Here is a 21,514-nt window from a genome sequence, read left to right as displayed (position 1 = left end):
CGGAACCCTCACAAGTAACCAGACTCAACGCCCTGAGCCTATTCAGGACGCGCACGGGTACTTGCCAACAGGCTGCGCAAATTCGCAGCTTTGGGTTTCACCAGCCAGAAGCGACCGATGTAGTCGTCGAAATCTTCAAGGATATGCTCAGCCCAGGCGCTACCGGTCTCCGAGATATGCTCTCGAATCACGCTACGCAGAAGGTTGCGATAAGCCTCCATTTCTTCACGGGAAATGCGCTGGATTTCCACCAATTCGTGGTTGTATTTATCAACAAAGGTATTGTCCATATCCAGCACATAGGCGAACCCTCCGGTCATACCGGCCCCAAAGTTGGGACCAGTAGAACCCAGCACAGTCACCAGCCCGCCGGTCATGTACTCACAACAGTGATCGCCAGCGCCTTCAACAACCGAATGGGCACCGGAGTTGCGAACAGCGAAGCGCTCGCCGGCCGTGCCGGCCGCAAACAACTTGCCGCCGGTGGCTCCGTAAAGGCAGGTGTTGCCGATAATCGCGGTTTCCTGGGTTTTGAAGGCACTGCCACGGGGCGGCCTGACCACCAGCTTGCCACCAGTCATGCCCTTGCCGACATAGTCGTTGGCATCGCCTTCGAGAATAAGGTTCAACCCACCGACGTTCCAGACACCAAAACTCTGGCCGGCAGTGCCTACCAGGCCCAGCGTGATTGGTGCATCGGCCATGCCCTGGTTTCCATGCTTCGCGGCAATTTCACCAGAGAGACGGGCACCGATTGAGCGATCACAGTTGGTCACCCTGTAATTCCACGCGCCTCCGGTCTTGCCCTCAATCGCAGGCGCAATTGCCTTGAGCATTTCTTCCGCCAGCAAACCTTTATCGAACGGCAGATTGCGCTCAACCTGGCAGGTCTGAGGCTTGTCAGCCGGAATATGATCGTTAGACAACAGCCGCGTCAGATCCAGTTTTTTCTGGCGCTCCGTGTCACCCGGCAGGCGAACGAGAAGGTCGACACGCCCGACGAGCTCTTCCAGGCTACGGACCCCCAACTTGGCCATCCATTCCCGGGTTTCTTCCGCCACAAAACGGAAGAAGTTCATGGCCATTTCCACCGTGCCTTTAAAGTGCTCTTCACGGAGGTGCTCGTTCTGGGTTGCGATACCGGTTGCGCAGTTGTTCAGATGGCAAATACGCAGGTACTTACAGCCCAGCGCGACCATGGGGGTGGTGCCAAAACCAAAACTCTCGGCACCAAGAATAGCGGCTTTCACCACATCCAGACCGGTTTTGATGCCGCCATCCGTTTGCAGGCGGATCTTTCCACGCAAGTCATTTGCGCGCAACGCCTGCTGTGTTTCGGTCAATCCGAGCTCCCAGGGCGAGCCTGCGTAGCGAATGGATGCCAGCGGGCTTGCCGCTGTGCCGCCATCGTAGCCGGAGACGGTAATCAGATCGGCATAAGCCTTTGCGACACCCGCCGCAATCGTGCCGACACCGGGCTCAGAGACCAACTTTACCGAAACCAGCGCTTGCGGGTTGACCTGTTTGAGATCGAAGATCAGCTGCGCCAGATCTTCAATCGAGTAGATATCGTGGTGCGGCGGCGGCGAAATCAGAGTTACACCCGGCACCGAGTAACGCAGGCGAGCGATCAGCTCATTTACCTTACCACCGGGTAGCTGGCCACCCTCACCTGGCTTGGCACCCTGGGCGACCTTGATCTGCATGACGTCGGCACTGCGCAGGTACTCAGCGGTTACACCAAAGCGGCCCGAGGCGATCTGTTTGATTTTGGATCGTTTTTCGGTGCCATGACGGGCCGGGTCTTCACCACCCTCGCCGGAGTTGGAGCGGCCACCAAGCGTGTTCATCGCTACTGCCAGCGCCTCATGAGCCTCCGGCGACAGAGCACCAAGAGACATGGCCGCCGAATCGAAGCGGGTAAAGATCTGCTCGACCGGCTCAACCTCGGAAATCCCTATGGCTTCTATACCTTCACGGAAACCAAACAAATCCCTGAGCGTGGCCACCGGGCGTTCGTTGACCAGTGCCGCGTATTCCTTGTAATGGCCATAATCACCCGAGGTCACCGCCTCTTGCAGCTTGCCAACCACATCCGGATTAAAGGCATGGTATTCCTGTCCATGGATATATTTCAGCAAGCCGCCTGGGGTAATCGGCTTGCGCGGCTTCCAGGCAGTGGTCGCCAGTTGTTCCTGATCCTGCTGGAAATCGAAAAAGCCTGCACCCTGTATGCGACAAGGCACACCGTTAAAGCACAGGTTCGCAACATCATCGGCAAGGCCAATGGCCTCGAAAAGCTGAGCGCCACGATAAGACGCGATAGTCGCGATGCCCATTTTAGACAGAATTTTCAGCAGCCCCTTATTGATCCCTTTGCGGTAGTTATTCTTCGCTTCGATAGGGTCTATCAGCAATTCGCCCGTCCGAATCAGATCGTTCAACACCTGATAGGCCAGATAGGGATAGACCGCCGTCGCGCCAAAGCCAAACAGCACTGCAAAATGGTGAGGGTCCCTGGCCCAGCCTGTCTCCACGATAATGTTGGAATCGCAACGCAAACCTTTTGCCACCAAATGATGGTGAACGGCTCCGGTCGCCATCAGCGAGCTCACAGGTAGCTCACCCTGTTTCAAGTCCTTGTCTGAGAGGATCAGCAGTACTTTACCGTTGCGAACGGCTTGCTCGGCCTCATCACAAACGCGACGAATGGCTTGTTCAAGCCCCTGCTCCGGAAGGTAGCTCATGGAAATTCGCGCTGCAGAAAAACCCGGACGCTCATTGTTGGAAATCCGGAGGAATTTTGCTGGCGACAGAACCGGTGTGGTCAAGATGATCCTGTCAGCGTGCTCTGCGGTTTCCTCGAAGACGTTACGCTCCGCTCCCAGACAGGTTTCCAGCGACATCACAATCGCTTCCCGCAGCGGGTCGATCGGTGGATTGGTTACCTGAGCAAACTTCTGACGGAAATAGTCCGCCACATGTCGCACCTTGCTGGACAGCACGGCCATGGGCGTGTCGTCGCCCATTGAGCCTACAGCCTCTTGGGCATTTTCCGCGAGGGGACGCAGGATCTGGTCACGCTCCTCGTAGGACACCATGAACATCTTCTGGTGCACCAGCAGCTCATCCGTATCCATCAGCCGGAATTCCGGCGTATCCTGGTTCAGCGTTGTTTCCACTCGCAACGCATTTTCACGCAGCCAGCGCTTGTAGGGCTTTGCTGTTTTGAGGCGCTGATCGATATCCCGGGTATGCAACACCTCACCGGTTTCGGTATCAATAGCCAGCATTTGCCCCGGCCCGACACGGCCCTTTGCGACCACGTCCGCCGGCTGATAGCTGTAGGTGCCTATCTCGGACGCCAAAGTAATGAAATCATCCTTGGTAACCACCCAGCGCGCCGGTCGCAAGCCGTTGCGGTCCAGCATGCACACCGCGTAACGGCCATCCGACATAACCAGGCCTGCGGGACCATCCCAGGGTTCCATGTGCATGGAATTGTATTCGTAGAACGCTCGAAGCTCGGAATCCATGGTGTCGACATTCTGCCAGGCCGGTGGAATCATCATCCGCGCGGCGCGGAACAGATCCACGCCGCCGGCCAACAGGATTTCCAGCATGTTATCCATGCTTGAAGAGTCAGAGCCTGCCAGGTTTACGAGGGGCTGCAAGGTTTGCAGGTCAGGCAGATCCGGAGCGTTGAATTTCGCCGCCCGGGCAATGGCCCAGTTACGGTTGCCATCAATGGTGTTGATTTCGCCGTTATGCGCCAGATAGCGGAACGGTTGGGCCAAAGGCCAGCGCGGCATGGTATTGGTGGAAAAGCGCTGGTGGAACACGCAAATGGCAGTGGCAAAATCAGGATCCCCCAGATCTTTGTAGAAATTCGCCAGATCCGCCGGCATCATCAGGCCCTTGTAGGCCAGCGTGCGGTGGGAAAGACTGCAGATGTAGAACTCCGGATCATCTGCCATATCGCGCTCTGCATGGCGGCGACCGACAAACAGACTGATGGCAAATTCCTGTTCCGACTTGGCCGCTGGCGTTACAAACACCTGTTCAATGCGGGGCATGCAGTCCAGCGCCATTGGGCCCAGGCAACTGTCATCTACCGGCACTTCTCGCCAGCCCATGACTTCCAGCCCTTGTTCAACCAGTCGTTTTTCGAGCGCGGCGCGCCCATCGGCGGCCTTTTCTGGCTCCGGGCTCAGGAACACCTGGCCCACCGCAAATAGCCCATCGGGCGCTTTTCCAAAGGCTGTTTCGGCAGCTTTTTTAAGGAACGCTTCGGGGCTTTGAATAAGCAGGCCGCAACCATCTCCGGTTTTTCCATCTGCGGCGATACCACCCCGGTGAGTCATGCAGGTGAGCGACTCAATGGCCGTCTGCAACAGCTTGTGAGAGACCTCGCCTTTCATGTGGGCAATCAGTCCAAATCCGCAGTTATCTTTGAATTCGTCGGGATGATACATACCTGACTTCATAAGCGCTCTCTCGCATGCAAATGCTTTTTAATCAGCGACTTATGCACCAATATAGTGCAAAAACCAGCCAACATTAAAAAAATGGGCTGATCATTCTACACACGTAGAAATACGTACTCAAACAGATTTGGCAATATTTCTCGAGTAAGGTTGCGTTGTTTCAGTGCTTTGCCCGATACGGAACATGGGGTTACCGCGCATTTTTGATCCTGTCACAAGCCCTCGGTTGCACGCACCCAGGGAGAGCGTGAAACCAGTGAATCAGGGAGCCGGGATGCCGCTTTTTGGGCTAACTCCCAGGACGAATAGTTCCCATAGAACACCATGAACCATGGCTTGTTCTTGCGCTCGCCCAACGTATAAACCATCTCATCAAGAGATGGGTAGCGGGAAATTACGTTCAGCGCTGTCTGCTCCTGGTTTCCGGCTACCAGCTGAATCGTCCAGCCTTTGCCGCGGCTGCGCAATTGCTCAATGGCCACATACCTGCTGGCGTTTTCTGGAATGAAGTCAGGCTCAGGCTCAGGCTCAGGCTCAGGCTCAGGCTCAGGCTCAGGCTCAGGCTCAGGCTCAGGCTCAGCAACAGGGTCTGGCAGCGGCGGAGGCTCTGTCAACGCTAGAGGCAGTTCATCTGGTGTTTCATCTTTCGGCATCTCTTCATCTGGCATATGGGGGCCGACAGTAATACTCTTGCGTATCCGGTCAGGCTCAGAAACCGCCTCATGCTCCAGAGCGACCGTCTCTTCATACTGCCGGGATACAAACCACCAGGAACCAGCCAAAAGCAGGAGAGCCAGCGCTGGCAGGCGGAGCTGCTTTAAATCAATACTCCGTGAGCGCTTCGATTTCGAAGCATCAGACACGATATCCAGCCATATACCAGGCGTTACTCTTTTCAGTCGGGAAAAGCTGCCCTGACTGAGATCCTGTATTCTTGCTAGCCGGGCGGGGCTCAAAAGTTCATCTACCTTACCGCCCGCTTTGTGAACACGTGGCTCAAGGTAGGAAAACAGCTCTTCCCTGGTAAGCGGGCGCAAGTGGATCTGGTGCACAGATACCGATGCATCCTCAAGGCCCAGCAGCGTGACGAGATGGTCCTCACCAGCAAACACTGGAACCGCAGCCTTGGCACGATCGGTTGCCAGAAAACCGTCAAGGATCAACCGGAGAAGCTCTGGAGATGCTCGATCAGCATCATCTATAAGCAGCACCATTCGCTGCCCCTTGGCGACCTTGTCCTCAGACCACCGAAAAAAGCGATAAACGGTTTCACGCGGATTCTCATCCGGGCTAGCGCCCGAGCGAGCAACCTGCTTCAGGTCTCTTGCCAACGCGTTTGGGCTTGTCATGGCGGCGGCGGACAGGCGATGAAAGCCTAGTCGTGAGGACTCGCTGCGCACCAGCTCGGCCAGCAACCTGCTCTTACCCGAACCCGGTGCGCCGGTAAGCAGCAGTGCCATATCGCCAAAGCCACAGAGGTGGCGAAGCGTTTCCAGGGCATGGTAGCGCATAGCATCGGGAAAAAACGGCGTTTCCATTTCCAGCGGGTTCTCTCTCAAACCGTATCGCTGCTGTAATCTGGGGAACAACCCTCCGCCATCAAGGCTGTTGAAGCTGTCGTCAGTCACAAGGGATCCCCGCTGTTCATTGTTACAACCTCGGCTCAGCCTTCCTGCCGACAGAAGGTCTTCAGCGTTGCCGCAAGATTTTCCGGGGAGGCGCCAGCTGTCACGACCGCATCCCCAACAGAACGAAGCAATACCAGCGTTAACCGGCCATCAACGTTCTTTTTGTCAACGGCCATGAGGTTCATAAAGTCGTCTGGCGTCATATCCGCCGGAGGCGAAGCAGGCAAGCTGGCCCGGCTGACGATTCGCACAATGCGGCCATAATCATCCTGGCTGATTGAGCCTTCGCGCGCAGACAGATCGGCAGCCATTATCATGCCGGTGCCCACCGCTTCCCCATGCAACCAGTTGCCATAGCCAACGAAGGTCTCAATGGCATGACCAAAGGTGTGGCCAAGATTCAACGTAGCTCTGAGCCCGCTCTCGCGTTCATCCTGAGCTACAACGTCCGCCTTACAGGCACAAGAGCGAAATATCGCTTCCGCCAGAGCTTTGCTGTCGCATGCTATCAGTTGATCGATAGCCTGTTCTAACCATTCAAGAAACGCCACGTCCCGAATCAGGCCGTACTTGATGACTTCCGCAAGCCCCGCAGAAATTTCTCTCGGCGGGAGAGATTGAAGCGTATCAGTATCAATCAGTACCGCTTCAGGCTGATGAAAAGCGCCAACCATGTTCTTCCCCAGCGGATGATTAATGCCGGTTTTGCCTCCAACTGAGGAATCTACCTGAGACAAAAGTGTGGTTGGAATTTGCAGGAACGGGACACCGCGTTGGTAAGACGCCGCAGCAAATCCTGTCATATCGCCAACAACACCACCACCCAAAGCGACCAACGTGGTTTTTCGGGTGTGCCGCTTTTCCAGCAAAGCATCAAAAATCAGGTTCAGCGTCTGCCAGTCTTTGTGCTTTTCACCATCCGGCAGCACAACTGTGTCCACACTCTTGCCAGGAAAGCAGGCCTTGGCCTGTTCCAGATACAAGGGACCAACGACATCATTGGTAACGATCATTACCTGAGAACCAGCAACGTAACCGGAAAGGTCGTAGTCACCCAACAGGCCTTCGCCGATTATGATGGGATAACTGCGCTCTCCCAGATCAACCAGAAGTTCGTGAAGCAGGTTATACATGATTGCGGCCTTCCTTTCGCACCTGTCTTTGCTGTCGCGGAGTTTTGGGATTTATACGATTCACAAGCTGTCGCACCACAAGCCGGGGACTCTTGCGATCCGTATGCATAATAATGTCGGCAAGTTCGGTGTATAGCGGGTCCCTGACGGCAAACAGATGGCGTAAAACGCCTTCAGGGTCATCATTCTGCAGCAATGGTCGATTGCGATCCTTACGGGTACGCTCCACCTGTTGCTCTATTGAGGTTCTAAGGTAAACCACCACAGCGTCTTTTTTTAGCATTGCATGATTTTCAGCACGCATAACGGCACCGCCACCTGTGGCCAGAACCGTCTGACACTCAGCAGACAACTCTGCAAGCATGGCAGTTTCACGCTGCCGGAATCCGTCTTCGCCCTCAACATCGAATATCCAGGGAATATTTGCCCCACAACGCTCTTCAATAATCCGATCGGAATCAAGGAATCGGTACCCCAACTCACGGGCAAGCATCCGGCCAATCGTACTTTTACCGGCGCCCATGGGGCCAACCAGGACTACGCGTTTGGGCAAAGACATAACTTCCGCTCAATAGTGTTCAGGCGGGTGAGAATATCACAGGGCTGTAGATTGCATAAGCTTCGGATTGAGCACCGAACATTCTGCAGACACAAAAAAGCCGCCGGTTTATCGCGGCGGCTTTTTTACCCGTTCGGTTTACTGAATCAGGTCGTTCTTGAGGATCTTGGGTGTGATGAAGATCAGCAACTCACTGCGCTCGTTGATCCGCTCCGTGCGCTTGAACAAGCGGCCAAGATAGGGAATGTCACCCAGAACCGGAGTTTTGATCACGGTAGTGGCAACTTCGGACTGGAAGATCCCACCCAGCACGACCGTTTCACCGTTGCCAACCAGCACCTGAGTTGTCACTTCGTTGGTGTTGATCGAAGGAATGCCCTCGGTAACTTCGCCACGGGAATCCTGATTCACCACCAGATCCATAATAATCTTGTCATCCGGCGTGATCTGCGGAGTTACTTCCAGAGACAACACTGCTTCTTTAAAGGATACCGAGGTCGCACCACTTGACGAGGCTTCCTGATAAGGAATCTCTTCACCCGACTTGATAGAAGCAGTCTGGCGATCTGCAGTCACCACGCGTGGCTGCGAAACTACCTCGGCCTGACCATCACTTTCGTATGCAGACAGCTCCATATCAATCAGGAAATCCGTACCGATATAACCGAAGGCCACGGAACCAGCTGGTGGACGAGTTGTTCCCAAATTGACGTTCAAATCAGACGGGAATCCAAGGATACTGCTGCCGGCAATACCTGCCAAGCCACCCTGAGAACCCCCTCCCACAACGTTATTTGATCCGCCATTCGCGTCACCTCGAGCGGCTGCCCCCCAACGTACGCCAAGTTCCTCAGCAACATTGTTTTGGGCGCGCACTATACGGGCCTCTATCGAAACCTGGCGAACAGGCACGTCCCAGGTAGAAACCAGGCGCCGTATTTCTTCCAACTTTTCCGACGACTCACGGACACTGATGGTGTTGGTTCGCACATCTGAAGATACGAAGCCGCGATCAGTAATCAGCTCTTTGTCCGCCTTGATCAGGGCAACAATATCGCCTGCCTTGGCATAATTGACCTGAACGATATCCAGGCGAACCGGTGCCAGCTCTGCGATCTGCTTCGTAGTTTCAAGCTCGAGCTTTTCCCGGGCGGCGATCTCATCAGCAGGGGCAACCAGTAAGACATTACCGATCTGACGCTTGTCCAGGCCTTTGGTTTTCAGGATAAGATCCAGAGCCTGATCCCAGGGAACATTCTGCAGGCGCAGAGTGATGCTGCCACCAACCGTGTCACTCGCCACCAGGTTCAAGCCTGTGAAATCGGCAATCAACTGCAGCACCGAGCGAACTTCAATATCCTGGAAGTTCAACGACAGCTTTTCGCCGGTGTACGGGAATTTTTCTTCGCGGCGGGACTCGGCCTCTTCTTCGCTCAGCTTTTCAACACTGACCGTGAATTGGTTGCCCGATTGATAGGCAATGTAGTCATAGTTGCCTTCAGGGCGAATCTCGACCACCGCGTTTCCATCTTCAACGAAGGTATCAATGCGGCTGACGGGCGTCGCGAAGTCCGTTACATCAAGCCGGCGGCGCAAGTCTGCGGGCACAGCGATCCCGTCCATGGTAAGGCGAATTTTTCCGCCAAGCTCAGACAGATCTACCTGGGTGCCGGAGCTACCGAGATCGACGATAACGCGGCCTTCGCCATCCTTGCCGCGACGGAAATCAACGCCGGCAAGCGTATCCGGAGATGCGGAAGATTTTGCAGACGAAGGGCTCATCGATGTGCTGGCCGTTACCGACCCGCCGCCGGACTCTCCGCCAATGGTCATCACAAGAGAATTATCTTTGCGAACCGTGTCGTAGGGTGCCAGTTCAACCAGATTGAAAATCAGGCGGGTACGATCCTTGGTTTCTACGACTGTCATGCTCTGGGCATTTCCCGACCCGAGAGAAATACTACGGCTATTCAGACCACTGGTCGTGTCGCGCAGGTCCACCGCAATGCGCGCCGGGCGCTCAATGGTGTACCCCGATGGCTCGGGTGGCTGACCATCAAATTTGAGTGTCACTTCCAGGCGTTCTCCCGGTAGCGACGAAAACGACACGTCTTCCAGCGTGACCGCACTGGCCAGGCCGGATAACAACCCAAAAGTAATCACGCTGACGTATACATTGAGTTTTCTTAACATCGCTAGCCTCGACCCCGAACTTTTTTGTATATGCATTTTTCTTTCAACTTTCATCCCGCCGCTCCTTAGCCTGCGTCTTCGTTGAGGGTCAGAGAGCGAGGACGCTCTACCCAACCACCCCGGCCATTGGGAACGATCTCGATAAGCTCGATCCGGGTTTCACTAACTCCGATAACGCGGCCATAATTCTGACCCATGTAGTTCCCGGCACGAACCCGGTGAATACCACCCGCGTTGTCCCGAATCAGCGCAAATAGACCTCCCGACACGCCCTGAAGCGTACCCACCATCCCGAGATCCTTGATATCAAAGTTCTCAAGCACTTCGTTTGGCCGATCCAGGTTTGGTTCAACATCACTGACCGGCTTTTCATCAACCATGGTCAGTTGGACATCCATTGGCGGCTCAAATGGCGCGCGCCGATCTGCCGCTGAGTAGCTGAACGCCTCGTATGCGTTGAATTCCGGCAATGGCTCGACATGTCCTCGAGGCTTGGCCCGGGTGTCTGCCATAAACTTGTCCAGATCGGAAAATCCGCTGCCCTGGGAGCAGGCCGTCAGGAGTGATACCAGACAAACACCCAGCCAGGCTTTTCCCGCATGCTTTGCTGCCATGCTCATTCTCCAGCCCGGTAGCGGTAGGTACGTGCAACAACCTGCATATCAAGTCGCTCACCGTCTCCGCCAGTTGGTTTAATGGTTAAATCATGCAGTGTTACAATCCGTGGAAGGCTTGCAACGCTGCTCACAAAAGATGCCAGCTCGTGATAGGAACCTGAAACACGGATATTGATCGGCAATTCAGAGTAGAAATCGCGTTTCTGCTCAGCCTGAAGCTTCACTTCCTGAAGCGCCAAACCGCTGCCCAGAGCCGTGTTGGTAATATCTTCGAGAAGCCCCGGCACTTCCGTCTCGCTTGGAAGCTGTCGCACAAGCGCGCCAAAGGTTTCTTCCATCTCAACCATCTGCGCTTTGAAAACCTCCAGATTCGCTACCTGATAGGCTTTCTCTTCGTACTTTTTGCGCAGGTCCTGCTCGGTTTTCTCAACCCGGTCGAGTTGCACGTACTGATCCTTGATAAAGAACCAGTAGCCACCGCCCAGAATAAGGCCGAAAACAATCAGGACAACGATGGCCTTGACAGGTGCCGGCCAGATACCGGCATTGTTTATATCAAGATCGTTGATATCAAATTCATTCAGGCTTTTCAGCGAGTCCGCGAGGCTCATTACTTATCCTCCCCTTCGGGCTCAGGTGTTTTTTGATTAACAGTCATAGTGAACTGGCTATACCCCGCTCGCCGGCTGTCAGCCGAAGACACATTGGAGAGTTTCGGACTGGTAAACCAGTCAGATTCCTCAAACTGCCGCATAAGCGTCGAGACACGGCTGTTCGATTCAGCCATACCTACAATGCTCACCTGGTCACCCGCCTTTTTCAGGTCTGTGTAAAACAAGCCATCGGGCAAGGTACGAACCAACTCATCAAAAGCTCGAACAATCACAGGGCGCTTACCCTGAAGATCCTGAATAACCTTCATGCGGGCAAGCAGTTCGTCGCGCTTGCGTTTAAGGCTTTCAATTTCACGGATCTGTTCATCCAGCTTCTTGGCAGCAGATTCAATATAAGCATTCCGGGATTGCTGATACGCAATGCTGCTGTCGAGATCTGTGCTCCAGAGGAATGTGAGGCCACCTGCAATAATCGCAGCACCCACAACCATCACAACAAACTGTTTCTGCTTCTCTGCCCGGAACTCTTCGCGCCAGGGCCTGAGGTTAATCTTTGCCATCAGTCGAAGCTCCTCATTGCCAGTCCACAGGCAATCATCAGCGAAGGAGCATCGTTGCTCAGGGCAGATGCGTTAACCCGCGAACCGACCGCCATTTCCGCAAAAGGATTCGCGACCAGTGTCGGTGTGCCTGTTTTCTCTTCCACCATTTCTGTCAGCCCCTGAATCGAAGCAGTACCGCCGGCGAGCACCACGTAGTCCACCGCGTTGTACTGACTGGCTCCAAAAAAGAACTGGAGCGCGCGCGCAACCTGCTGAACAACAGCTTCCCGGAAGGGTGTAAGCACTTCGGATTCATAATCATCAGGCAGGCCACCCTGCTTCTTGGCAAGCCCGGCCTCTTCAACAGACAGGCCGTAACGGCGCTGAATCTCTTCGGTAAGTTGTTTTCCGCCGAAGATCTGTTCCCGGGTGTAAACCGTCTTGCCTTCAGCCAGAACGCTCAACGTGGTCATGGTGGCACCCACATCGACGATGGCAACGACAAGATCTTCACCTTGGGAGTCCAGCTGTGACTCAATCAACGCGTATGCACGTTCAAGCGCGTATGCTTCAACATCGACAATTTTTGTGTTAAGGGAGGCAATCTCGAGTGCGTCTTCACGGATATCAACGTTCTCTTTACGGCATGCCGCAAGGAGCACATCTACCTGATCCGGGTTGGTTTCCGAGGCGCCTTGCACCTCGAAGTCAATCGCAACTTCGTCAAGCGGGTATGGGATATACTGATCCGCCTCAAGAGCAATCTGATCTTCCATCTCAAACTCGTTGAGCCCTCCGTCCAACTGGATGACTTTGGTAATGACCGCCGAACCAGATACCGCAATAGCCACCTGCTTGACGCTGGTACGGGATTTGGAAGCCACCCTTTTCAGGACTTCACCAACCGCTTCAACATCCGTGATGTTTTTTTCAACAACCGCGTTGGCCGGCAACGGCTCAACTGCGTAGCTCTCGACCTTGTAACGGTCGCCCTGCTTCGACAGCTCAAGGAGCTTAACGGAGCTTGAGCTCACATCTACGCCCAATACTGCACTGGATTTCTTTCCGAACAATCCGAACACGCGCTCACCCTAAACCTGGCTAGATGCACCCGGTTACATGTGTTATGTGTTTTTTATTTAAGAGAATTTCTTCATTATTCCGTTTACAATACCCGCTCTCATTCAGCTGGGAACAATTGCAACGGTGAAGCGACTCATCCTTCCTAAAGCAATTTCTCAAATGATAGACCTATATCCAACAGTTGTCAGAAAAAAATGTCTCATTTGTTGCGTACATCTCGCCTTTTTGCATGGTTATTTCTCACCGGTCTGAGTGTCGCCGTTATCGTAGGCTCAGGCTTCTATCTTTACCTCCGTCCCGGCCTCCCCCCTGTCGAACAGCTTCTGGATATAAAACTCCAGACGCCGTTACGGGTATATAGCAAAGACAACAGATTAATAGCAGAATTCGGTGAAAAGAGAAGGACACCGATCACAATCGAACAGATCCCAACAATTCAGTTACAAGCCTTTTTGGCGGCTGAAGACTCGCGATTTTACGAGCACTTCGGGGTCGACATCAAAGGATTGGCGCGGGCTGCAATCGAACTCGTCTCTACTGGCTCGATCCAGTCTGGCGGCAGCACCATCACAATGCAGGTTGCAAAAAATTACTTTTTGTCACGTGATCGGACATTTATTCGCAAGTTCAACGAGATACTTCTGGCAGTTCAGATAGAGCGTGAACTGGACAAAAACCGGATTTTCGAGCTGTACCTGAACAAGATCTACCTGGGGAATCGAGCCTACGGTATCGCTGCCGCGGCCCGCGTTTATTACAACAAACCGGTCAACGAACTCTCTCTCGCACAGATGGCCATGCTGGCGGGCCTGCCCAAGGCACCCTCTGCCTATAACCCCCTCGCCAATCCTCAGCGCGCCATGCAGCGTAGAGACTGGATCCTGGGCCGGATGAAAGAACTCGGATTTATCACCCCGGATGCTTACGAGCTTGCTATCCAGGCCCCCCTCACCGCTACCTACAATGCAACAGAGACAGAGGTCGACGCCGACTATGTCGCTGAAATGGCTCGCGCCGAGATGGTCCGGCGGTTTGGCGAGGAGGCCTATACCGACGGATACACTGTTACACTGACCGTCGACGGCAAAGACCAGCAGATGGCAACGGACGCGCTCAGAAGCGGTCTTGAAGCCTATGATCGCCGGCACGGGTATCGGGGCGCCATCGGCCAGCTCGACGCCGAAACGCTGGCCAGCGGCAACCTTTCCAACGTCATACTGAATTACCCGAGAATAGAGTCCCTGATGCCTGCGGTTATTACCGCCGTCAATGATGACAAAAACCAGGCACTGGCTCACGTGCGCCGGTTCGGCCCTGCTGTTATGCCATTCGAATCAATGCAGTGGGCCAGCCGCTACAAAACAGAAAATCTGACCGGCCCCAAGCCAGAAAAGCCGTCAGACGTTTTAGCCATAGGTGACGTTGTTTACGTTCGTGTAGACGAGCTGCCGCAAGCCCCAACAGCGCCCGAAGACGGCGAACCGGTGGAGGAAGCAGCAGCATCCGGAATTGACCAGCCAGTCCGGGTTTCACTCGTGCAGGTACCCAAAGCCGAAGGAGCGCTGATCTCCCTTGAGGCGGAAACGGGCGCCATTGAAGCGCTCGCCGGCGGTTACAGCTTCGGACAAAGCAAATACAACCGAGCCATACAAGCAAAACGGCAACCAGGCTCTACTTTCAAACCATTCCTGTACCTGGCAGCTCTGGAAAGCGGCATGACACCCGCAACCATCTACAATGACGCCCCCATCGTGTTTGACGACTCGGAACTCGAGACCGCATGGCGCCCGCAGAACTCCTCGGGGCAGTTCTACGGCCCCACTCCGCTTCGCGAGGCGCTATACCGCTCACGGAACCTGGTTTCCATCAGGCTACTCAGAGATGTCGGCATCCCGCAGACACTGGACTATCTCAAGCAGCTCAAGGTTCCCGTTGATAACATGCCCAAAGACCTGTCCCTCTCTCTGGGCAGTGGCCAGCTCTCCCCCATGGAGTTAGCCCGAGGACTCGCTGTTATAGCCAACGGCGGCTACGACGTGGAACCATTTCTGATTCAGAGCATTACGGATGTTAACGGCGAAACAATTTACAAAGCCCCGAACGTCGCCCTTTGTGACCGGGACTGCGACACGATTGAAACTGCGCCGGTGAACCCCGATGACGAAACCGATAAATCTCCGGCCACCACAGCGGAAGCTGCACCGGAAACGCGTGTCATGCGACGACTTGCGGATGAGCGCTCGGTTTATATCCTGCACTCAATGCTTCGGGATGTCGTCAAGCGCGGAACCGGACGTCGTGCTTTGGCGCTTGGGCGCGATGACATTGCAGGCAAAACGGGAACGACCAACGAACAGCGAGACACCTGGTTTGCCGGCTTCAATCACAACCTTGCCACCACCGTATGGGTAGGGTTTGATCAGCCAGCCCCTCTCGGCCGCAGAGAGTTCGGCGCAAGCACTGCCCTGCCCATCTGGGTCGATTATATGAAAGTAGCGCTGGACGGAATGCCTTCGGCATTCATGCCGCGACCCAACGGTATCGTTAACATTCGCATCAATCCCGAAACCGGCAAGCGCGCAAGGCCCGGAGAGGAAGGCGTTTTCGAGATATTCAAGGAAGAGGATGCGCCAGCGCCAATGGCAGCAGATGACATCGGCCCGGGTGGCGCAGACGGAAACGGACTCTCGCGCCAGATTTTCTAGCCGCAGCGCAAAACAAAAAGCAACCACAAAAAACCGGCGGGATTACCGCCGGTTTTTTGTGGTCTCATAACGTCATCGATCAGATGATGTCATCCATGCTCATCAGAGGATAGTGCGCTGGGTACCCTTTACGAGCAACACCTGAATCCACCGCAGCACGGGCTACAGCAGCCGGTACAACTTCCAGGAGACGAACATCCATGGGCTTGGGAATAATGTATTCTCTCCCGAACTCAAAGCTGTCAGCGCCGTAAGCATCGCAGATTTCCTGCGGCACGGGCTCTTTAGCCAGTTCACGGATAGCCGTTACAGCAGCCACTTTCATTTCTTCGTTTATGCAGGTTGCGCGAACATCAAGCGCACCACGGAAAATGAACGGGAAGCCAAGAACGTTGTTCACCTGGTTCGGGTAGTCCGAACGGCCGGTAGCCATGATCAAATCGTCACGAACCGAGTGAGCCAGCGCAGGATCAATTTCCGGATCCGGGTTGGAGCAGGCAAACACAATAGGGTTCGGCGCCATCTTCTTGAGCTGCTCACCGCTCAGCAGGTCTGGACCTGACAGGCCGACAAACACATCAGCACCGTCCACCGCATCGTCCAGAGTGCGTTTGTCAGTATCGTTAGCGAACATCGCCTTGTACTGGTTGAGATCATCGCGACCTGAGTGAATCACACCCTTACGATCAAGCATGAAGATGTTTTCAGAGCGAATACCGCAGCTGATCAACAGCTTCATACAAGCGATTGCAGCAGCACCAGCACCCAGGCAAACCACTTTCGCTTCTTCAATTTTCTTGCCCTGCAGTTCAAGGGCGTTGATCATGCCGGCCGCTGTAACAATCGCTGTGCCGTGCTGATCATCGTGGAAGACAGGCACATTGCACCGCTCGATCAGAGCGCGCTCAATTTCGAAACACTCTGGCGCCTTGATGTCTTCAAGGTTAATACCGCCAAAGGTGTCAGCAATACGCTCAACGGTTTCAATGAACGCCTGCGGGCTTTCGGAGTTGACCTCGATATCGAACACGTCAATTCCGGCAAAGCGCTTGAACAGTACGCCTTTGCCTTCCATTACCGGCTTGCTTGCCAGCGGACCCAGGTTACCCAGACCAAGAATCGCCGTACCGTCGGAGATAACCGCCACAAGGTTGCCCTTGGCAGTGTACTTGTAGGCGTTCTCCGGGTCCTTCGCGATCTCGCGAACCGGCTCGGCAACGCCTGGGCTGTATGCCAAAGCAAGGTCGCGGGCGGTCGCTGTCGGCTTGGAGATTTCTACACTAATCTTTCCAGGCCGCGGCTTGGCGTGATATTCAAGGGCTGCTTCTTTCAGATCTTGAGACATTGCCACTGTTCCGTTTGTCACGTTTAAAGGTAATAGCCTCCAGACGGCAAGAGCCAGCCTGAAGGAGCGCGCCATTATGGCTCGCCTGCCCCGAAACGACAAGGGCGCGTCGAACAAAATCTGATCAGTCAATACGGCCAATTGCGTACGATCAAAAACAATACAGTTATTTTAGCCGCCACAAAAAAAAGCGCCCTCAGGCGCTTTTTTTAAACTCTGTGACTGTATCAGTCTTTTTTGCCTGCAATACGACCACCAAAACGCTTCTGGAACTTGTCGATACGACCACCGGTATCCATAACTTTCTGCTTGCCAGTGTAGAAAGGGTGGCACTGTGAGCAGACGTCAAGCTGCAGATCGTGACCGATAGTAGAGCGGGTCTTGATCACATTACCGCAGGAACAGGTTGCGGTGATATCTTCGTACTTGGGGTGAATACCTTCTTTCATGGCGAACCTCTGTGGGTCATGCCGCTACCTGATCACGGGGCAATTTCTAAAGCCCTGGTGCCAGGCACCGCATGTTTGAATCAATGGAGAAGACGGGGCACAATCATGCCCTGCCGGAAACAGACCGCGAATCTTACTTGCAATTATCCCGGCAGGCAAGCCTTACCATCAGGGAGCACTCAGTGCCATCCACAGCTCGCATTGCACTGAACCGGCCGCTCAGAAGGCTTTTTGACTATCTCGTGCCTGAGGGGCTCACCGTAACTCCCGGCCAACGCGTGAAAATTCCTTTCGGGCGTCAACAGGCGATTGGCCTGGTCGTGGAAACCAACATTGAGCCACCAGAAGGGATCACCCTAAAGCCTCTCCACAATGCTTTGGAAGAATGGCCCGCACTTCCGGACGAAACCTTTCAACTTTTGAGCTGGGCCAGCGACTACTACCAGCACCCACTGGGAGAATGTCTGTTCACAGCACTGCCACCCGCGTTGCGAAAGGGCCGGCCCGCCATGGAGAAGGCCGAGGACTGGTGGCAAGCCTGCAGCAGCAGCGCCGCACTGCCAGCAAACGCGCACAAGCAAAAAATCCTGCTGGACTGGATCGCACAATACAAACAGGGCGCCAAAACCAGCGACATCATAAAGGCCGGATTCTCCCGCCCGCAGCTGAAAGCACTATGTAACAAGGACCTGATCCGGGCTGCAACACCCACGAAAGACATCTCCGTAAGCCAGCACACCGAAACCATAACCGCCCCGAAGTTATCAGACGCGCAACGCGAAGCTGCTTCTCAGCTACCACTGCCGGGGGACGGTTTCAGCGCGTCCCTTCTATATGGCATTACGGGGAGCGGCAAGACAGAAATCTATCTGCACTATCTAAAACAGAACCTGACCGCCAAAGATCAGGCACTGGTGCTGGTTCCGGAAATAAACCTGACACCGCAAACCGTCGCGCGGTTTCAACGCTATTTTGGCGAGCGCATCCTGGTATGGCACTCGGCTCTCAACGACAGCCAACGCCTGAGCGCCTGGCTGAAAATTCGCAACGGCGAGCCGGTTATTCTCATTGGCACACGCTCGGCTGTGCTCCTGCCCTTTACCTCACTGAAAACGCTGATCGTTGACGAAGAACATGACAGCTCTTACAAACAGGGGGAGGGTTTTCGTTATTCGGGCCGTGACGTCGCGGTTTATCGCGCACATTTGAATCGCTGCCCGGTTATTCTGGGCTCAGCTACGCCCTCGCTGGAGTCATACCACAACGCTCTTGGCGGCAAGTATCAGCTCATTCGGCTTGAAGAGCGCGCAGGTAAAGCGCTGCCACCATCAATCAGCCTGCTGGATATACGCAGCCGACCGCTCGAAGGAGGACTCTCCCGCCCTGTCCTGCAGGCGCTCCGGCAAACTCTGGACAGCGGCAACCAGGCATTGGTCTTCGTAAACCGTCGTGGTTTTGCACCTGTCATGATGTGTTTTGATTGCGGCTATATGGTTGAGTGCCCGCGCTGCGACACTCGCCTGACCTACCATCGCCGTGACCGGGCGATGCGATGCCATCACTGCGATTACCAGGCACCGGCGACCGAAACCTGCCCGCAATGCAAAAGTGACGCTTTCAAACCGGTTGGCCAAGGCACAGAGCAAACAGAAGATATTCTCGCCGCCAGCTTTCCGGATACGCCCATCGTGCGTGTCGATCGCGACAGCACCCAGCGCAAAGGCAGCATTCAGAGCATTCTGAAACAGGTCAACAGCGGCAAGCCCTGCATCCTTGTTGGAACTCAGATGCTGGCCAAGGGCCACGACTTCCCCAATGTGACCCTGGTGATTGTGATCAATGCCGACGGCGGGCTCTTCAGCGTCGATTTCAGAGCCCCCGAACAACTGATCCAAACACTGCTTCAGGTAAGCGGCCGGGCCGGACGAGGTTCGAAATCAGGAAAAGTGATCGTACAAACCTGCCATAGCGACCACCCACTTCTCAAGACGCTCTGCCACGGTCGTTACCTGGACATGGCGGACCAACTTCTTGAAGAGCGCGAGGCCGGCCAGTTCCCGCCTTTCCGCGCCATGGCGATTTTCCGGGCCGAAGCCAATACGATGGAACAGAGCCTGCAAATACTCGACAGCATAAAACCTCTCGCTAACGCGCCCGGCATCGAGATCTGGGGCCCACTCCCCGCGCTGATTGCCCGTCGGGCTGACAGGCATCGCGCGCAACTCGTTCTGAACACCGATAACCGGAAGCGGCTAAACATGTTGCTGACCGGCATTTGTCAGACACTTGAGGGGCAAAGATTTTCCAAAGGCGCCAAATGGATGATTGATGTCGATCCTCAGGAAACCGGCTAAACAGTACCGAGCCTTTTGCTTGCGGCAGGACTTTCCGCGATAATACCGGCCTTCAGTCTTCAACGGGCGCCCTGCCTGATTAATTCTTCAAGTAAACCGAGTTACCTCACAGCATGAAAGAGACCGTTTCCGACCTGCTCCAGTCTGCCCTGGCCACCCTTCAGTCAGAAGGCACGCTGCCTGCCGACCAGACCTATATACCGCAAGTGGACAACACCAAGGATAAATCCCACGGGGATTACGCCTGCAACATTGCTCTGGTCGCCGCGAAAACGGCGGGGTGTGCACCACGCCAACTGGCCGAAATGCTGATCGGGAAACTACCCGAGAGCAGTGCTGTGGAGAAAGTGGAGATTGCAGGCCCCGGTTTTATCAACTTTTTTATGAGCACGGCCAGTGCGTTTGAGATTGTTGATGCCGTTCTGAATGAGGCTGACCAGTTTGGCCGCAACAAAAGTGGCAAGGGCGAAAAAGTTCAGGTGGAATTTGTCTCCGCCAACCCAACCGGCCCGCTGCATGTCGGCCATGGACGGGGCGCGGCCATTGGCGACTGCCTTTGCCGACTGCTGGAAGCCAACGGCTACGAAGTTACCCGCGAGTTCTACTACAACGACGCTGGTGCCCAGATCAACAATCTCGCACTCTCGGTACAGGCACGTGTCAAAGGGCTGACACCCGAGGACGAAAGCTGGCCGGAAGACGGCTACCGCGGCGACTACATAAGCGATGTTGCCAAGGCCTATCTGGCGGGCGACACCGTAACCGCCGATGACCGTGAAGTAACCGCCTGCGCGGATCCCGAAGACAGGTCAGCCATTCAGGAATTTGCCGTGGCTTATCTGCGCCGGGAGCAGGATCTGGACCTGAAGGCATTCGGCGTTGAGTTTGATGTGTATTTCCTCGAATCGTCCCTGTACCAGGACGGCAAAGTGGAAGCGGCTGTAAAACGTCTCCAGGACAACGGTTATACCTACGAAGACGGCGGCGCGCTGTGGCTGAAAACCACAGAGTTCGGCGACGATAAAGACCGGGTCATGCGCAAGAAAGACGGTGGCTACACCTACTTCCTGCCCGATGTGGCCTACCATATGGATAAATGGCAGCGCGGCTTTACCACCGTCATCAACGAACAGGGCGCCGACCATCATTCCACGATCACGCGTGTTCGTGCGGGTCTGCAGGCATTGAACGCGGGTATTCCCCAAGGCTGGCCGGATTATGTTCTGCACCAGATGGTCATGGTCACCCGCTCCGGGCAGGAAGTAAAAATTTCCAAGCGCGCCGGCAGTTACGTCACCATACGGGACCTGATCGACGAAGTGGGCCGGGATGCTACCCGCTTTTTCCTCGCGGCAAGGCGGGTTGATTCCCAGTTGACCTTCGATATCGACCTGGCCCGCTCCCAGACCAATGAAAACCCGGTCTATTACATTCAATATGCCCATGCCCGTATCTGCAGCGTGCTGCGGAAACTGGCTACAGAAGGTGTCGAGCGGGGGCTTAACGAATGCGTGGGTGACCTGTCGTTACTCACGCTGGATGAAGAAAAAGAGCTGGCAAACCAACTGGCCAAGTACCCGGAACTGGTCGCCAACTCCGCCGCCCAACGCGAACCTCATCACCTCACGCACTACCTGAGGGATCTAGCAGGACAGTTCCACACTTATTACAACGCCCATAAAGTGTTGATTGAAGACACAGCAGTGCGCGATGCCCGTATTAGCCTCTACCTCGCGGTACGCCAGGTAATTGCAAACGGGCTTGATCTGCTGGGCGTCAGCGCACCAGAAGAGATGTAAGTAACA

General features: G+C 54.9%; 14 protein-coding genes. 3 read left to right on the top strand and 11 right to left on the bottom strand.

Features of this window, described 5'->3' with window-relative positions; all coding sequences use genetic code 11:
* Positions 1-38: 38 nt before the first annotated feature.
* From gltB to ACN0V1_RS16655, 9 genes are all read right to left on the bottom strand, one after another.
* Positions 39-4,487 (bottom strand): glutamate synthase large subunit, encoded by a 4,449-nt coding sequence (gene gltB / locus ACN0V1_RS16695; RefSeq protein WP_417546081.1) that lies wholly within the window; start codon positions 4,485-4,487, stop codon positions 39-41.
* Positions 4,488-4,699: 212 nt separating this feature from the next.
* Positions 4,700-6,115: an AAA family ATPase gene (locus tag ACN0V1_RS16690; protein ID WP_417546080.1), complete on the bottom strand. Its 1,416-nt coding sequence runs from the start codon at positions 6,113-6,115 to the stop codon at positions 4,700-4,702.
* Between the two features lie 35 nt (positions 6,116-6,150).
* Positions 6,151-7,248 (bottom strand): 3-dehydroquinate synthase, encoded by a 1,098-nt coding sequence (gene aroB, locus ACN0V1_RS16685; protein ID WP_417546079.1) that lies wholly within the window; start codon positions 7,246-7,248, stop codon positions 6,151-6,153.
* Entirely contained in the window at positions 7,241-7,807 is a 567-nt protein-coding gene (gene aroK / locus ACN0V1_RS16680) for a shikimate kinase AroK (RefSeq protein WP_417546078.1), read from the bottom strand. The genes aroB and aroK overlap by 8 nt, the downstream gene beginning before the upstream one ends.
* 138 nt (positions 7,808-7,945) lie before the next feature.
* Positions 7,946-10,000, bottom strand: coding sequence for a type IV pilus secretin PilQ (gene pilQ / locus ACN0V1_RS16675; RefSeq protein WP_417546077.1), 2,055 nt, complete (start codon positions 9,998-10,000; stop codon positions 7,946-7,948).
* Positions 10,001-10,065: 65 nt separating this feature from the next.
* Entirely contained in the window at positions 10,066-10,614 is a 549-nt protein-coding gene (locus ACN0V1_RS16670; RefSeq protein ID WP_417546076.1) for a pilus assembly protein PilP, read from the bottom strand.
* A gap of 2 nt (positions 10,615-10,616) precedes the next feature.
* Positions 10,617-11,228: a type 4a pilus biogenesis protein PilO gene (locus tag ACN0V1_RS16665; protein WP_417546075.1), complete on the bottom strand. Its 612-nt coding sequence runs from the start codon at positions 11,226-11,228 to the stop codon at positions 10,617-10,619.
* A complete protein-coding gene (locus ACN0V1_RS16660) occupies positions 11,228-11,791 on the bottom strand; it encodes a PilN domain-containing protein (RefSeq protein WP_417546074.1) in 564 nt (187 codons plus the stop codon). Before ACN0V1_RS16660 ends, ACN0V1_RS16665 begins: the two co-directional genes overlap by 1 nt.
* Positions 11,791-12,855, bottom strand: a complete 1,065-nt coding sequence (locus ACN0V1_RS16655) for a pilus assembly protein PilM (RefSeq protein ID WP_417546073.1) — start codon at positions 12,853-12,855, stop codon at positions 11,791-11,793. The genes ACN0V1_RS16660 and ACN0V1_RS16655 overlap by 1 nt, the downstream gene beginning before the upstream one ends.
* A 195-nt stretch (positions 12,856-13,050) precedes the next feature.
* On the opposite strand from ACN0V1_RS16655, the gene ACN0V1_RS16650 reads away from it, so the two are divergent.
* Positions 13,051-15,561, top strand: coding sequence for a penicillin-binding protein 1A (locus ACN0V1_RS16650; RefSeq protein ID WP_417546072.1), 2,511 nt, complete (start codon positions 13,051-13,053; stop codon positions 15,559-15,561).
* 79 nt (positions 15,562-15,640) lie between these two features.
* Here the strand turns inward: ACN0V1_RS16650 and ACN0V1_RS16645 are convergent, their stop codons facing one another.
* Positions 15,641-16,906 (bottom strand): malic enzyme-like NAD(P)-binding protein, encoded by a 1,266-nt coding sequence (locus ACN0V1_RS16645; RefSeq protein WP_417546071.1) that lies wholly within the window; start codon positions 16,904-16,906, stop codon positions 15,641-15,643.
* A gap of 227 nt (positions 16,907-17,133) precedes the next feature.
* Positions 17,134-17,355, bottom strand: a complete 222-nt coding sequence (gene rpmE, locus ACN0V1_RS16640; RefSeq protein WP_144780090.1) for a 50S ribosomal protein L31 — start codon at positions 17,353-17,355, stop codon at positions 17,134-17,136.
* A 182-nt stretch (positions 17,356-17,537) separates the two neighbouring features.
* On the opposite strand from rpmE, the gene ACN0V1_RS16635 reads away from it, so the two are divergent.
* Positions 17,538-19,709 (top strand): primosomal protein N', encoded by a 2,172-nt coding sequence (locus tag ACN0V1_RS16635; RefSeq protein WP_417546070.1) that lies wholly within the window; start codon positions 17,538-17,540, stop codon positions 19,707-19,709.
* 113 nt (positions 19,710-19,822) lie between these two features.
* On the top strand, positions 19,823-21,508 hold the full coding sequence (gene argS, locus ACN0V1_RS16630) for an arginine--tRNA ligase (protein ID WP_417546069.1): 1,686 nt from the start codon (positions 19,823-19,825) through the stop codon (positions 21,506-21,508).
* Positions 21,509-21,514: the final 6 nt, after the last annotated feature.

Origin of the sequence: Marinobacter sp. (assembly GCF_048266785.1) — a bacterium.
Taxonomy (GTDB): Bacteria; Pseudomonadota; Gammaproteobacteria; order Pseudomonadales; family Oleiphilaceae; genus Marinobacter.
This window is presented reverse-complemented; position numbering and strand designations above follow the sequence as displayed.